This window comes from Lactobacillus sp. CBA3606, assembly GCF_002970935.1.
Taxonomy (GTDB): Bacteria; Bacillota; Bacilli; order Lactobacillales; family Lactobacillaceae; genus Lactiplantibacillus.
In genome coordinates this window covers 1,083,322-1,098,432 of sequence record NZ_CP027194.1, presented here as the reverse complement: position 1 = coordinate 1,098,432, position 15,111 = coordinate 1,083,322, and the positions used below count along the sequence as shown (strand labels likewise).

At 45.6% G+C, this 15,111-nt stretch carries 15 protein-coding genes; 13 read left to right on the top strand and 2 right to left on the bottom strand.

Annotated elements, in window-relative coordinates:
• Window positions 1–235: 235 nt before the first annotated feature.
• Together C5Z26_RS05495 and C5Z26_RS05490 are read right to left on the bottom strand one after the other, a co-directional pair.
• A complete protein-coding gene (locus C5Z26_RS05495; RefSeq protein ID WP_105448981.1) occupies window positions 236–1,045 on the bottom strand; it encodes an alpha/beta hydrolase in 810 nt (269 codons plus the stop codon).
• 17 nt (window positions 1,046–1,062) lie between these two features.
• Window positions 1,063–1,695 carry a carbonic anhydrase family protein gene (locus tag C5Z26_RS05490; protein WP_105448980.1) on the bottom strand — a complete coding sequence of 211 codons (633 nt, stop codon included), beginning with the start codon at window positions 1,693–1,695 and terminating at the stop codon, window positions 1,063–1,065.
• A 146-nt stretch (window positions 1,696–1,841) separates the two neighbouring features.
• Between C5Z26_RS05490 and C5Z26_RS05485 the strand changes: the two genes are divergently transcribed.
• The 13 genes from C5Z26_RS05485 (at window position 1,842) to purH (ending at window position 15,098) form a co-directional block, all read left to right on the top strand.
• Window positions 1,842–2,633 (top strand): tyrosine-protein phosphatase, encoded by a 792-nt coding sequence (locus C5Z26_RS05485; RefSeq protein ID WP_105448979.1) that lies wholly within the window; start codon window positions 1,842–1,844, stop codon window positions 2,631–2,633.
• Between the two features lie 219 nt (window positions 2,634–2,852).
• A complete protein-coding gene (locus tag C5Z26_RS05480; RefSeq protein ID WP_105448978.1) occupies window positions 2,853–3,461 on the top strand; it encodes an NADPH-dependent FMN reductase in 609 nt (202 codons plus the stop codon).
• 15 nt (window positions 3,462–3,476) lie between these two features.
• Window positions 3,477–4,748, top strand: a complete 1,272-nt coding sequence (locus C5Z26_RS05475; protein WP_105448977.1) for an NADPH-dependent oxidoreductase — start codon at window positions 3,477–3,479, stop codon at window positions 4,746–4,748.
• A 307-nt stretch (window positions 4,749–5,055) separates the two neighbouring features.
• Complete coding sequence (gene purE, locus C5Z26_RS05470; RefSeq protein ID WP_105448976.1) at window positions 5,056–5,538, top strand: 5-(carboxyamino)imidazole ribonucleotide mutase; 483 nt, start codon at window positions 5,056–5,058, stop codon at window positions 5,536–5,538.
• Window positions 5,522–6,652: a 5-(carboxyamino)imidazole ribonucleotide synthase gene (gene purK / locus C5Z26_RS05465; protein WP_105448975.1), complete on the top strand. Its 1,131-nt coding sequence runs from the start codon at window positions 5,522–5,524 to the stop codon at window positions 6,650–6,652. The genes purE and purK overlap by 17 nt, the downstream gene beginning before the upstream one ends.
• A 3-nt stretch (window positions 6,653–6,655) precedes the next feature.
• Complete coding sequence (purC, locus tag C5Z26_RS05460) at window positions 6,656–7,390, top strand: phosphoribosylaminoimidazolesuccinocarboxamide synthase (protein WP_370447984.1); 735 nt, start codon at window positions 6,656–6,658, stop codon at window positions 7,388–7,390.
• Window positions 7,390–7,644: a phosphoribosylformylglycinamidine synthase subunit PurS gene (purS, locus tag C5Z26_RS05455; RefSeq protein ID WP_105448973.1), complete on the top strand. Its 255-nt coding sequence runs from the start codon at window positions 7,390–7,392 to the stop codon at window positions 7,642–7,644. Before purC ends, purS begins: the two co-directional genes overlap by 1 nt.
• A 2-nt stretch (window positions 7,645–7,646) precedes the next feature.
• Window positions 7,647–8,321, top strand: coding sequence for a phosphoribosylformylglycinamidine synthase subunit PurQ (gene purQ / locus C5Z26_RS05450; RefSeq protein ID WP_105448972.1), 675 nt, complete (start codon window positions 7,647–7,649; stop codon window positions 8,319–8,321).
• Window positions 8,314–10,533, top strand: coding sequence for a phosphoribosylformylglycinamidine synthase subunit PurL (purL, locus tag C5Z26_RS05445; RefSeq protein ID WP_105448971.1), 2,220 nt, complete (start codon window positions 8,314–8,316; stop codon window positions 10,531–10,533). The genes purQ and purL overlap by 8 nt, the downstream gene beginning before the upstream one ends.
• Window positions 10,518–11,969, top strand: a complete 1,452-nt coding sequence (gene purF, locus C5Z26_RS05440) for an amidophosphoribosyltransferase (protein WP_105448970.1) — start codon at window positions 10,518–10,520, stop codon at window positions 11,967–11,969. Before purL ends, purF begins: the two co-directional genes overlap by 16 nt.
• Window positions 11,970–12,995 carry a phosphoribosylformylglycinamidine cyclo-ligase gene (gene purM / locus C5Z26_RS05435; protein WP_105448969.1) on the top strand — a complete coding sequence of 342 codons (1,026 nt, stop codon included), beginning with the start codon at window positions 11,970–11,972 and terminating at the stop codon, window positions 12,993–12,995. It abuts the gene before it with no gap.
• Complete coding sequence (purN, locus tag C5Z26_RS05430) at window positions 12,988–13,566, top strand: phosphoribosylglycinamide formyltransferase (protein WP_105448968.1); 579 nt, start codon at window positions 12,988–12,990, stop codon at window positions 13,564–13,566. The genes purM and purN overlap by 8 nt, the downstream gene beginning before the upstream one ends.
• The gene (gene purH / locus C5Z26_RS05425; protein WP_105448967.1) at window positions 13,566–15,098 is read left to right on the top strand and encodes a bifunctional phosphoribosylaminoimidazolecarboxamide formyltransferase/IMP cyclohydrolase; all 1,533 of its coding nucleotides are present in this window, start codon (window positions 13,566–13,568) and stop codon (window positions 15,096–15,098) included. Before purN ends, purH begins: the two co-directional genes overlap by 1 nt.
• Window positions 15,099–15,111 lie beyond the last annotated feature (13 nt).

Sequence of the window (15,111 nt, the reverse complement as noted above, 5' to 3'; positions counted from 1 at the left end):
CGTTTTAATCGTCTTGCCGATAAAAAATAGCCGCTTTAAGAATTTCGTGAATTCTTAAAGCGGCTATTTTATTGTGTCAACCTACTTTTTTGAAATTAGGCAAGGAAGGCACGTTCTTTTAAGGACGTGATGAATCGTTTTTTGGTTTGTAAGTAGCGTCTATTTAATAGAAATTGTTTCAAAATGCGTATTTAGTATTGAATAGATGAAAATTGGTCACGATTGGCTTGCTGGATTATTGGTTTAAGATATTTTGGCGCACCAGCCGAGCCAAATAATGATCTTGAATCAAATTCGTGTGACTAATTTCTTTTTTGGTGATGGTCATGGCAGTGTAACGCTTAGCTTCGTTCATAAAGAGCTGTCCACCCGCCGTCACGCTACTGAGTGGGACGACCTGATCGTCACCGTTACCGGTATCACCAGCAATATTAATGACCGCATGTAAAGTTTTAAAGCGTTTTTTATGGGTCAATAATGGCGCGAATAGCGTGCGATCCGGTTGTTTGGCGTCTGTGCCCAAGAAGGGGGTTCCCAGCAACATGAGGTCGTGAAGCGGGACCGTTTGACTGGCAGTAGTGCCAGCAACGTAGCGACTGAGAATTAAGCCACCGTTAGAGTAACCGAGGGCATTTGCCGTTTTGACGTGATAATGATCGGCTAAGTACCGCATGGCTTTGACCAGGCCCTGAGTTTGGACGATGATGTTTGCATTGGTATCAGCACTGTTTTCAAAATAAATGACGATTAAAGTATCATCAATTTTGGTGTTTTCAACGCGGGTTGCCGTCGCTGAAATGTGCTGTTGCCGATCAACTGTCACCATAATGGTTGGGTGCGGATGTTGGGCGTTGAGGGCCATGGTTAATGACTTAAAGTCGGTCTTGGTGCTGTTACTGCCGCCCACCATGATTAAGGGTCGGCGTTGATCAGTGATAACGTGACTCGTCTTATCAGTATGCAACTGTGTAGCCAGTCCAAGCCCAATAATGGATAATAGAAACACACCACAAATAATTAAACCCCATTTAACTTTTTTGGGCATAAACACACCTCATTTATTTAAAATCGTTCGGCAATGATTGGTCGCTCGTTCAAGGGTTGGACGGGTCGTTGGTTAGTGGCAAATTGTGCTTGGTAGGCGGCTAATTGGTCGACGCCCAACATCACAGCATCGCTACAGACATACCATTCAACGGTTTCGGTGAATGGCGGCGTTGTTAATGAGCCTAGATAATGATAGACGGTGCCAGTATCAGGTAATAATTCAGTTAAATCAATTGGGGTGGCAAAGTCAGCATCGCCAGTTGTCGTGGCTTGATCTAACAGGGCTTGAAAGCTGGCATTGGGTTTGCCAAGCCGGCCAAAGATGGCAACAACGGCCAACTGACCAGTGGCGCTTTGATGAACGAGATGCCATTCAATTGGTGCAGCTTGACCATCGATTAAATGTTCAGCTGGAATATGAAAATGTAATTGTTGAAAAGCAAAATCGCGGTCGTTTAAATAGGCTGCACCGCTGCCAGCAACTTTCAGGGTGGTTGTATCGGCTAGCCGCGATTTGGCTTGATACAAGCGGCGCCAACTAATTGCTGAAAGCTGTGAGCTGACCGCATTGGTCGTGACTAAATCGAGTGGTGATTGATGGTTACCAGCGACCGGTTGCCAGCTGGTTGGTTGGATATTTGATGTCATGTGAAAAACCTCCGTATTTTAGTTGCTTAGTCTTATTTTCCCACCGTCGGCAACTTTGTCAATTAATGATGAACATTATCTCGGCGAAAGCGCTTAGCAATGTTAAACTAGAAGCGTGATAACTTATAGAATAGGTGGATTGTGCAATGGAAAAACAGCGGGTATTACCAATACAGCAAGGATTTAATTTCCGAGAATTAGGCGGTTATCAGACTAAAGATGGGCATACCGTGAAGTGGCAAAAATTACTGCGAAGCGGTGGCCTAGATAGCTTGACGCAAACTGACTTAGCTTACTTAGATCAATATGGTGTCCGTTATGATATTGATTTTCGGTCACCGAAAGAAGTTTTGGATAGTCCCGACCGGGTCCCTGGTCAGGCCAAGTATCAGTATGCGCCAGTTTTTAATGTAGATGAAACTAAAAATTCGGATGGCACGGATAAAATGACTGCTGATTTGGAAACTCATCCGGATAGTGGCTATCGGCACATGCTGAAGGTCTATCGGATGATTGCCAATGAAGCGCATGCGAAATATGAATATCGGCGTTTCTTTGATAGTTTATTAGCCAATGACCAGCCCGACGATGTTTTATTATTCCATTGTACAGCTGGTAAGGATCGTACCGGGATGGGGGCAGTTTATTTGTTAAGTGCCCTGGGTGTGGACCAAGCAACGATTCGGCAGGATTATTTATTAACTAATACGGCTTCGGCGGATCGCATTACGAGTGCTGTACAAGCGGCCACCAATCAAGGCGCTTCGGCAGCAACAATTGCCAGCATTAAGGCGCTCTGGTCTGTGAATGAAGATTATTTAGATACGGCATTAGCAGAAATCAAACGGCAATCGGGTAATATTGAACATTATTTACGGACTGAATTGAACTTAACCAAACAAGAAGTGTCAGATTTAAGAAAAATCTATTTAAATTAAGTCGGAAATGCACGACGGCGTTATTTAACTAGTCCAAGTCACGATACTTGAGCCGATTGGTGATTAATCAGCACCAGCAACTGAATATTGACTGATTAGGTGGGGGCTACCGTGGAGAAGCCCCTTTTTTAGAATTAGCAAAATATCACTTTGATTTAAATTGTGAAATCGTTTACAATATAGACAACGATTCCTAAATTATATAAGGAGCTGAATTAAATGCAAAAATTTATCGCAATCGCTGGCACGAATTCGGATCAATCGACTAATCGCCAGCTATTACAGTTTATGCAGACTCATTTTGCAGACCAAGCGCAGATCGACTTGGTTGAGATTAAGGCATTACCGATGTTCAACAAACCGGCGGATAAACAGGTCCCGGCAGCAGTTAAGACCATTGCTGCCCAGATTGATCAAGCCGATGGCGTTATCATTAGTACGCCTGAATATGATCATGCGGCGCCGGCCGTTTTAATGAACGCTTTGGAATGGTTATCCTATCATATCCATCCTTTTGTCGACAAACCAGTCATGATTATTGGGGCCTCTTACGGGTCATTAGGGACTTCCAGAGCCCAAGCCCACTTGCGACAAATTCTGGATTCACCTGAGTTACGAGCACGTATTATGCCCAGTTCAGAATTTTTATTGGGGCATTCACTACAAGCCTTTGATGACCAGGGGCAATTAATTGATCAACAAAAGTTAGCTAAGTTAGCCGGATTATTTGCTGATTTTCAAACTTTTGTGACAATCACGACCCAATTAAAGCATGCCAATGCGGCAAACCAGCAAGAAGTTCGTGATTTTGATTGGGATAATTTATAGATAGGAGTCTTTTAAATGAAGTTAGTTGGAATTGCGGGTTCGGTAGCCGACCAATCTTATAATCGAACACTTTTAAAATTTATGGCCAATCATTTTAGTGATACGATTGATTTAGAGTTGTTAGATATTCAAGACATTCCGATGTTTAATCAGAGCGATGACCAAACAAATAGTGAAGCGATTCAATATTTAAGTCGAAAAATCAGACAGGCTGATGGCGTGATTATCGCCACACCAGAACATAATCATACGATTACGGCGAGCTTGAAAAGTGTGATTGAATGGCTTTCGTTTAAGATTCATCCTTTGTCTGGCAAGCCAGTAATGATTGTCGGCGCATCATACTATGATCAAGGGTCATCACGAGCACAACTCAATCTACGACAAATCTTAGAAGCACCAGGGGTTGACGCAACGGTCATGCCTGGCAATGAATTTTTGTTAGGTGAAGTTAAGACGGCATTTGATGATCAAAATAACTTAAAAGATCCTAAGACAGTCGGGTTCTTGAAAACAACCCTAACTAAGTTCGTGACGTTTGTCGGTGTGATTAATCAAATGAATGCCAAAGCTGCCGCTGATGACTGGCAGTCAGAAGACTTGAATGCGACGGGGCATGTGGCGACCACGATTGATGGGGTGGATATGCACGCTGCTGATTGGGTTGAACAAGCTGCTAAAAAGACGGGCGCGGCTGAGGGTCAAGATTATGTGAAGTTAGATCGTGGTGTTTTAACCGTTGATCAACTGAATTACTTCTTGAATTCCATGCCGATGGAACTGACATTTGCGGATGCGAATAACCAATTCATTTACTATAATCACAATGCGGATGCGGCCGATATGTTGGCTGCCCGGACACCAGCCCAGGCGGGGAATCCGATGGCCGATTGTCATCCTAAACGTGCTATTCCCCATGTTCAACAAGTGATTCATATGTTACGGACTGGGCAGACTAAGTTATTCAAGTTGCCAGTGCCCGGCAATGGTCCCGAAAAATACATTATGCATTATTATCAGGCGATGCACGATCAGCAAGGTGACTATCAAGGAATTAATGAATATGTGCTTGATTTAATGCCAATTGTTAAGTATTATCTCGAACATACCGGGCAAGTCTTAGCCAAGGATCCAACGGCCAAGGCCGATGCCGTCACCGGTGCTTCAGCTAAAGCGGCGACACCTGAACCAGATAGTGTGACGGGAGCTTCCGCTGATTCAGAACCAAAACCAGCGCCAACGACACCAGCAGTGGACAGTATTTCAGGTGCTTCAGCGAATGAGTAAGTGAAACAGCACGTCCGCTTGCAATTAAAATTAAAAGGTAAAAAAACGAGCTTGGGTGCATCCCAGGCTCGTTTTTTGATTGTTTAATATAAATATTATGATGACCGAGGCTGCTTAAAGGGGAGCAAACCCGCTTAATCAAGCAGTTAAAGGCCGAACATCTTAGAAATATATTAATATTTCTAAGATGTTTATCTTTAAAACACGAACATTAAAACGACTATTTATTGATAAAGTTAAGAAATTCGTTGACAGTTGGCCACTGAGTTGCTAAACTAATGGTGAAAACAAAGAAAGAGGGATTGAAATGGCGAAGGTTGGTTTAGTAATGGGGTCGATTTCGGATTGGCCGGTCATGCAGTTGACGGCTAATCAGTTAACAGCGTTGGGGATTTCCTACGAACGACATATTATTTCAGCACATCGGATGCCGGCAACACTGCAAACTTATGGTGAACAGGCTGCTGATCGCGGGTTACAGGTCATTATTGCGGGCGCGGGTGGTGCCGCTCACTTACCGGGCATGCTCGCGGCTAATACCGTTTTGCCAGTGATTGGGGTGCCGATTAAGACGCGCGCTTTGAATGGCGTGGACTCGTTACTGTCAATTGTGCAAATGCCGGCGGGGGTCCCGGTCGCCACGATGGCGATTGGCGAAGCCGGTGCGAAAAATGCTGCACTAATGGCGGCCCAGATTCTAGGCTTAACGACACCAACAGTGCAACAAGCAGTTATCGCCTTTCGCCAGCGACAACGTCAGGAGGCAGAAGCTAGTGAACAGCAATTCTAAACAACCAATTTTACCGCCAGCAACAATCGGCATCATTGGCGGCGGCCAGCTTGGTCAGATGATGGCATTGAGTGCTAAAGCAATGGGCTATCATGTCGGCGTATTAGATCCGACGCCGCAAGCGCCAGCTGCCCAAGTGGCTGATTTTCAAATCACGGCCGCCTATGATGATCAGACTGCTTTGTTAGCTTTAGCTAAACGTAGTGCTGTTTTAACTTATGAATTTGAAAATGTTGATGAAACGGCTTTAAAAGCTGCCCAACAGTATGCCGCCTTACCACAAGGGACACAACTCCTACACATTACTGGGAATCGGTTAAATGAAAAACAATTCTTACATGATCACGGTATTCCTGTGACCCCTTTTGCACCCGTAACGGATCAAAAAACGTTGACTTATGCGCGTCAACGGGTCGGGATGCCCGCTATTTTGAAGACTGTGACAGGTGGTTATGATGGTCATGGTCAAGTTGATTTAAATCAGGCTGATTTAACGCCCGCCGGCTTAGCGTTATTAAAACAGCCTTGTATTCTAGAAGCCCGGCAAGTCTTTCGATTAGAGGTTTCGATGATGGTCACGCGCAGTGCAGCCGGGGTTGTAACGACTTTTCCTTTAGTTGAAAACCGCCATCAACACCATATTTTGCATACGACGATTGCGCCCGCTAATGTGGGTGAAAAGGTGCATGCTAGTGCCCGTAAAATTGCGGTTTCAATTGCACAAGCCTTGCAGCTACGTGGTGTTTTAGGTATCGAATTCTTTGTCTTGCCCGATGACACCTTACTGGTGAATGAATTAGCGCCACGCCCGCATAATTCTGGACATTACACGATTGAAGCTTGTAATATTTCACAATTTGAAGCACATATTCGTAGTATTTGTGGGTTGCCTATTCCGGCTATTCAGCAAACCCAGGCGGCCGTTATGCGCAACTTATTAGGGGCAGACTTAACGATTGCGCGTGAGAACTTAATGGCCCATCCGGAATGGCATTTTCACGATTATGGGAAGGCGGTTATTCGCCCACAACGCAAACTGGGCCATATTACCGTCTTAAATAATGATATTGATCAAGCGTTAGCGTCGTTGCAACTATTGAAGGGAGCACAATAAATTATGGCAGAACTTGTAAAAGGTGCGTTGTTATATACCGGTAAAGCGAAAGAAATGTATGCGACCAATGATCCAGAAATCTTATGGGTGGAATACTTGGATCAGGCGACTGCTTTAAATGGCAAACGGAAAGTAGCTGTGACTGAAAAAGGGCTGTTGAATAATCGGATTGCTAGCTTGATTTTTACGGATTTGAAGCAGCATGGTATTGAGAATCATTTTATTGAACAATTATCAGACCGGGTGCAATTAGTCCGGCGCGTCCAAATGATTCCTTTGGAAACAGTCGTTCGCAATGCCGCATCTGGTAGTTTTGAACGTAAATTTGCGGTGCCCCATCTTACTAAATTTGCAACGCCCGTTTTAGAGTTCTTCTATAAAAGTGATCAGTTAGATGATCCCTTTATTAATGAGTCACAAGTCGCGGCTTTAGATGTCGCTAGTGCGGCAGTTGTCGCTGAAATGAAGCGGCAAGCGTTGTTGGTTAATACGCGTTTGCAGGCTATTTTTAAGGCTATGGGGATTCAACTCGTTGATTTTAAACTTGAATTTGGTCTTACTGATCAAGGTAAAGTTTTGTTGGCGGATGAAATCTCACCAGACAGCTGTCGATTAGTCGATCAGCAGACACAGGCTTCCTTAGATAAAGATGTTTTTCGCAAGAATACCGGTGATTTAACCACGGTGTATCAAGAAGTGTTACAACGCCTAACCGCTGTTGAAGGGAGCCAAGCTTAATGTACTTAGTTAAAGTCTATGTGACCTATAAAGCGTCAATTCTTGATCCTAAGGGTGAAGCAATTAACGATGCGCTCCATCGTCTTGGTTATACTAATGTGACTGAAGTGGCCTTAGGAAAATATTTTGAAATCAAGTTACAGGCGGGGCACCGACCAGTTGAAACCGAAGTGGATGCGATGTGTGATCAGTTATTAGCGAACGTTAATATGGAGACTTATCGTTATGAAATCACCGAGATGGAGGCTGAGTAGTTATGAAATTTGCCGTACCAGTTTTTCCGGGATCCAATTGTGATCAGGATATGGTTAATGCTTTACGGGATAGTTTGTCGGCGGAAGCGGAGCTGGTAGCAGCGACAACGACGGATTTAACCGCTTATGACGCGGTCGTCTTACCCGGGGGCTTTTCTTATGGTGATTACTTACGTGGCGGTGCAATTGCACGGTTTGCGCCAGTGATGCAGGCTGTAAAAAAGCTAGCAGCGGCCGGCAAACCGGTTTTAGGCGTTTGCAATGGGTTTCAGATTTTGACGGAAGCGGGCTTATTGCCTGGAGTCTTGCAGGCGAATCGGTCGGCTAAGTTCATTTGTCGAACGAGTGAGCTCATCATTCGCAATCCCGATACACAATTTACAACGGCTTATGACACCACTACGATTCAATTACCAATTGCACACGGTGAGGGTAATTATTATTGTGATGCGGCGACGTTAGCGTCGTTACGAGCGCACCATCAGATTGTTTTTGAATATGCAGATAACCCGAATGGGAGTGTGGCTAATATTGCGGGAATCATGAATCGGCAAGGCAATGTTTTGGGCTTGATGCCACATCCTGAACGGGCCGTGGAAGCCTTACTTGGTTCGACGGATGGATTAGGACTCTTTAAGTCATTACTTGAACATTATCAGGAGGCACAACATGCTTAAAACGACTGAATTGACGCCGGAAGCCTTGCGTGATACGCAAGCTTATCGGGATTGGGGCCTTACCGATGCGGAATATCAGCTCATTAGTAAAGAAGTGTTGGGCCGGTTACCCAATTATACTGAAGCCGGCTTATTCTCTGGAATGTGGAGTGAACACTGTTCCTATAAGAATTCCAAACCGGTCTTAAAAAAGTTTTGGACCCAAGGTGAACAAGTGTTAGAAGGACCCGGCGAAGGTGCTGGCATTATTGATATTGGTGATGGTCAGGCGGTCGTTTTTAAAGCCGAAAGTCATAATCATCCGTCCGCTGTTGAGCCTTATGAGGGTGCGGCGACCGGAGTTGGTGGTATTATTCGCGATATCTTCTCGATGGGCGCCAAACCAATTGCTTTACTGGATAGTTTACGGTTTGGGGAACCAACTGATGCACACACTAAATATTTGATTTCACAAGTCGTTGCCGGAATCGGTGGCTATGGTAATTGTATTGGTATTCCCACAATTGGTGGTGACACTGCTTTTGACGCATGTTACCAAAAGAATCCATTGGTGAATGCGATGTGTGTTGGTCTTTTGAATCAAGCAGATATTCAAAAGGGACAAGCTACTGGTATTGGCAATAGTGTGATTTACGTGGGTGCTAAAACGGGTCGTGATGGCATTAATGGGGCATCTTTTGCCTCCGCTGAATTTAACGATGCGCAAGCAACACAACGGTCGGCCGTTCAAGTTGGCGATCCATTTATGGAAAAGCTGTTAATGGATGCTTGTCTAGAGGTTATCCATGACCATGCTGCGGTCCTAATCGGGATTCAAGATATGGGCGCTGCAGGTCTGGTTTCGTCATCGGCCGAAATGGCGTCAAAAGCGGGCAGTGGTTTGGAATTGAATCTGGACTTAGTCCCACAACGTGAAAGTGAGATGACACCATATGAGTTGATGTTGTCTGAATCGCAAGAACGAATGCTATTGTGTGTCAAAGCCGGTGCTGAAGCGGAGATCTATCGCGTTTTTGAAAAATATGGTTTGGCGGCCGTTACGATTGGTCATGTAACCGCAGGCCATCAGTATCAACTATTCCATCATGGTCAATTAGTGGCGGATGTTCCGGTAGATGCCTTGGCGACGCAAGCACCAGTTTATCAACGGGATAAAAAACGCCCAAGTCGTCTCAGTCAGGCTAGCCATCATCAATTTATGCCACGAATTGTCGACGCTACCGGCGCCTTAAAGAAGCTGCTACAACAACCCACAATTGCCTCCAAAAAAGCGATTTATGAAACATATGATTCACAAGTTCAAACGAATACAGTGGTTAAACCCGGGTCGGATGCGGGCGTTATTCGCATTCGGCATACGGATAAAGCTTTAGCTGTCACGACCGATGTGAATGGGCGTTACCTGTATTTGAATCCACGTGTTGGGGGCGAAATTGCCGTTGCTGAAGCTGCCCGCAATATTGTGGCTTCTGGTGGTCAGCCGCTGGGGATTACGGATTGTTTGAATTACGGTGATCCAACAAAACCCGAACAATTTTATGATTTAGATGAATCGGCGCTGGGGATTGCCCGAGCTTGTCAGTTGTTTAATACGCCAGTGATTTCTGGTAATGTCTCGTTAAATAATGAATCGAATGGCGCTGCTATCTACCCAACGCCCATGATTGGGATGGTTGGGTTGATTAAGCACCAACGTGATATTACGACACAGGCTTTTAAGCAAGCTGGTGATGCGGTTTATGTTTTAGGTCAAACCGGGGCTGATTTTAATGGGAGCGAGTTACAAAAAATGTTAACCGGTAAGATTGCGGGTGACCTCTTTGATTTTGACTTGGTTACAGAACACCAGAATCAACGCTTGATGTTACGGGCCATTCAAAAAGGATTGGTTGCTAGTGCCCATGACGTTTCCGAAGGGGGGCTAATTACTGCCATTGCGGAGGCTTGCTTCGATAATGAGTTAGGCGTGCAACTGACGAGTACCCTACCTGCCGCCCACTTCTTTGCAGAAACGCAATCCCGGTTTGTGATTTCAGTAGCCGCTGATAAACGGGCTGAATTCGACAATTTAATGGGAACTTATGCCACTTATTTAGGGCAGACCACGACAGCGGATCGGTTAGTCGTTGCCACCGCTGATCAGACGTTTGATTTACCCGTTAGTTTTGCTAAGCGGTTATGGGAAGGAGCCTTACCGTGCCTACTGAAGTAAAAGGATTAAATGAAGAATGCGGATTATTTGGCGTCTGGGGGTCACCGGATGCTGCCCAACTCACGTATTTTGGGTTACATGCGTTGCAACATCGTGGTCAAGAAGGCGCCGGCATTACAGCCAATGACCATGGGGTACTTCAATCAGAACGTGGTTTAGGATTGTTAGCGGATGTCTTCCGTGATCCAGCGAAATTGGCACGCTTGACTGGTACTGCGGCAGTTGGTCATGTGCGTTATGCGACTGCTGGTAATCATGGCGTAGAAAATATTCAACCACTAGAATTTAATTTTAGTGATGCCCAGTTTGCCTTAGCACATAACGGCAATTTAACGAATGCGGTGACATTACGCCGAAACCTGGAGGCGGATGGGGCAATTTTTCATGCCAGTTCTGATAGTGAAATTTTAATGCACTTGATTCGACGTAGTTCGGCACTGACCTTGACGGGTCAATTAAAGGCCGGCTTACAACAAGTGCATGGTGGGTTTGCCTACTTATTGTTGACTAATGATCGCTTATTTGCGGCCCTTGATCCAAATGGGTTTCGACCGTTAGTTGTGGGGCAGTTACCCACTGGGGGCTACGTGGTTTGTAGTGAAACCTGTGCGCTAGATGCGGTTGGTGCAACCTTTATGCAAGATGTACATCCGGGTGAGCTCTTAACGATTGATCAAAATGGTATCAAAATTGACCATTATACGACGCAGACACAACTCGCTATTTGTTCGATGGAATTTATTTATTTTGCCCGCCCAGACTCGGATATTTATGGCGTGAATGTGCATTCAGCACGGAAACGAATGGGTGCTCGGTTGGCGCAAGAACAACCCGTGGCGGCGGATATTGTGGTTGGTGTGCCCAATTCATCGTTGTCAGCGGCGACCGGATATGCGGAAGCCAGCGGATTGCCATACGAAATGGGACTGATTAAGAACCAGTATTCATCCCGGACATTTATTCAACCAACCCAGGCATTAAGGGAACAAGGGGTTCGCATGAAGTTATCCGCTGTCAAAGGAGTCGTCGCGGGTAAACGGGTGGTCTTGATTGATGACTCGATCGTGCGTGGGACAACTAGTCGGCGAATCGTTGCCTTATTAAAGGCTGCTGGCGCGAAAGAAGTTCATTTACGGATTGCGTCGCCGCCGTTACGTTATCCTTGTTTTTATGGCATTGATATTCAAACGACGAAGGAGTTAATTGCAGCGCAACAAACAATTCCTGAGATGTGTCACACATTTGGGGCGGATTCTTTGGGCTTCCTGAGTGAAGCGGGTGTGATTGAGTCGGTAGGGTTGCCAGTCACCGCACCATACGGCGGGCTTTGCATGGCGTATTTTAATGGTGACTATCCCACCCCGCTATATGATTATCAAGCCGAATATGATGAAGAAATTCGCCAGTTGCAAAAAAGCCAATCAAGGAGTGATTAGTTGAGTGATGCGTATAAAGCCGCGGGGGTCGATTTGAACGCGGGTTATGAAGTCTTAAAAGCCGTACAACAACTTAGTGGTAATGCCCAGATTGGTGGTTTTGGCGGGGCGTTTCCGTTATCGGACGCAGCAGTTGCCAACGAACCAGTTCTAGTGGCGGGGACTGATGGTGTCGGGACCAAGCTTTTAATTGCCATTGCGGCTAACCAGCACACCACCATTGGTATTGATTTAGTCGCAATGTGTGTCAATGATATTTTGGCGCAAGGCGCGCGACCACAGTTCTTCTTGGATTACCTAGGCTTGGGTCATACGAATCCGCAGCAGGTTAAAGCAATCTTACAAGGGGTTGTGCAGGGCTGTGAGCAGGCTGGCGTGCAACTAATCGGTGGTGAGACAGCTGAAATGCCGGATATGTATGGCGCAAAGCATTATGATTTAGCTGGTTTTGCGGTCGGAATTGCCAACCGGGCTGACCTGTTGGCGCCAACGGCAGTTCAAGCGGGGGATATTTTAATTGGCCTACCGTCGAACGGTCTCCATGCGAATGGGTTTAGTTTAGTTCGCGATATCTTGTTCAAGCAACATGCTTTTAAATTAGACCAAGTTTTTGAAGTCTTAGGGCATGACCTGCAAACAGAATTACTCCGGCCAACGCAAATCTATGTTAATCAGGTGTTGCCACTACTGCAACAAAACCTGATTGCTAGCATGGCTCATATCACAGGTGGTGGGCTAATTGAAAATGTCGCCCGTGCTTTGCCACCGAAATTAAGCGCAGTCTTTGAAATGGGGAGCTGGCCGGTGCCACCGATTATGCCATTATTGGCTGAGTTGGGGCAACTCACGCCCACGGATGTGCGGTCAACTTTCAACCTTGGTTTAGGACTAGTGCTCATTGTTCATCCGGCCCAATTAGCGGCGGTGCAAACAATCTTAACGCACCAGAATCAGCCTTATTATCAAGTTGGGCAAGTGACCGTTGCTGATCAACCGGTCCAATTTCAGGAGGCATCCCATGTTTAAACAATTGGCGATTTTTGCCTCTGGGGAAGGAACCAACTTTGTCGCATTGCAACAAGCAATTCAAACGCGAGCTATTCCGGCTACGATTGGCTTGTTGGTCTGTGACCAGGCCGCCGCACCCGTGATTAAAAAAGCGCAAGCTGCCAAGATCCCTGTTGCGGTGATTGATTTTAAAGCGTATGCCAGTAAGCGTGCAGCCGAAGCTGAAATTTTGACTGCGTTACAAGCGCATCATATTGAAGCAATTTTACTGGCGGGGTATATGCGAATTATTGGCAATACGTTGCTCACAGCTTATCCCCATAAGATTATTAATTTACATCCAGCATTATTGCCACATTTTCCGGGTCGGCATGGCATTGAAGATGCATTGGCTGCGGGGGTTGCAACAACCGGGGTCACGATTCATTTTATCGATGCTGGGATTGATACCGGTCAAATTATTGCACAGCGATCGGTTCCCATTAAACCAGACGATACCCTGACGACTTTAGCCACCCGGATTCATGCGACGGAACATCAATTTTATCCAGACGTCTTACAAGCACTCATCAAAGAAGGAGCAATCTAATGACAAAACGGGCATTATTAAGTGTATCTGATAAACAGGGGTTAACAGAGTTTGCTAGCGGGTTAGTGGCTTTAGACTATGAGTTAGTTTCAACCGGTGGCACCAAAAAAGCTTTGGAAGCGGCTGGAATTCCAGTCATTGGCATTGAAACCGTGACTGGCTTTCCTGAGATGTTAGATGGTCGTGTGAAAACCTTACACCCTAAAGTCCATGCTGGCTTGTTAGCCCGTCGTGATTTGCCGGACCATATGGCACAACTAAAGGCGGCTGGAATTACGCCGATTGATATGGTGGTCGTTAATCTGTATCCCTTCAAAGCGACCATTCAACAGCCAGATGTCACGCAAGCGGCTGCAATCGAACAAATTGATATTGGTGGTCCTTCAATGTTACGTTCGGCAGCTAAAAATTTTGCAGCTGTTTTACCAATCGTTGATCCAGCTGATTATCAACTAATTTTGACTGCGCTTCAAACTGACGCAGTGACCCCAACTTTACGGCAACGGTTAGCAGCAAAAGTTTTCCAACATACCGCTGCTTATGACGCACTAATTGCCCAATACTTAACAACTGATGAATTTCCAGCGAAATTAACGTTGACCTACGATAAAAAACAAGCGTTACGTTACGGTGAGAATAGTCATCAGCAGGCGGCCTTTTATGAGAATGCGTTACCAACACCATTCTCAATTACCGCTGCGCACCAATTACATGGTAAAGAATTGTCTTACAACAATATCAAAGATGCGGATGCCGCATTACGGATGGTCAGTGAATATCAACGGCCAGCCGTCGTTGCCATGAAACATATGAATCCTTGTGGGGTCGGGTTAGGTGATACCTTGGAATCAGCTTGGGATAAGGCTTATGCAGCTGATAATATTTCAATTTTTGGTGGCATTATTGCCTTAAATCGGCCCGTTGACTTAGCCACTGCTGAAAAAATGCATCAATTATTCTTGGAAATTATCATTGCACCCAGTTTTGCTGACGATGCTTATGCGGTTTTAGCTAAGAAGAAGAACTTACGACTATTGACAGTTGATTTTGATCAAGCCCATACGGCGGATCAGTTTGAAACAATTTCGGTTGGTGGTGGTCTCTTGCGGCAAGAAGTTGATCAAGCTTTTGAACAACCAGCTGATTTTACGGTAGTGACGAAACAACAACCGACGCCAGCCCAATTAGCGGCCCTCGCATTTGGACAACAAGTGGTTAAACATATCAAGAGTAACGCAATGGTAGTGACAACTGCGGATCGGACTTTAGGTGTTGGTTCTGGTCAAATGAACCGCATTGATTCGACGAAGATTGCGATTGAAAAGGCGATGTCGAAGCCCGGCTATGAAAATGCCATTTTGGCTTCAGATGCCTTCTTCCCAATGGATGATTGTGTAGCCTTTGCGGCGCAACATGGCATTCGGGCGATTATTCAACCGGGTGGTAGTATTAAAGATCAAGCGTCGATTGCAATGGCAGACCGTTATGGGATTGCAATGGTGACAACTGGTGTCCGGCACTTCCGACACTAAAAAGGGGGACTAA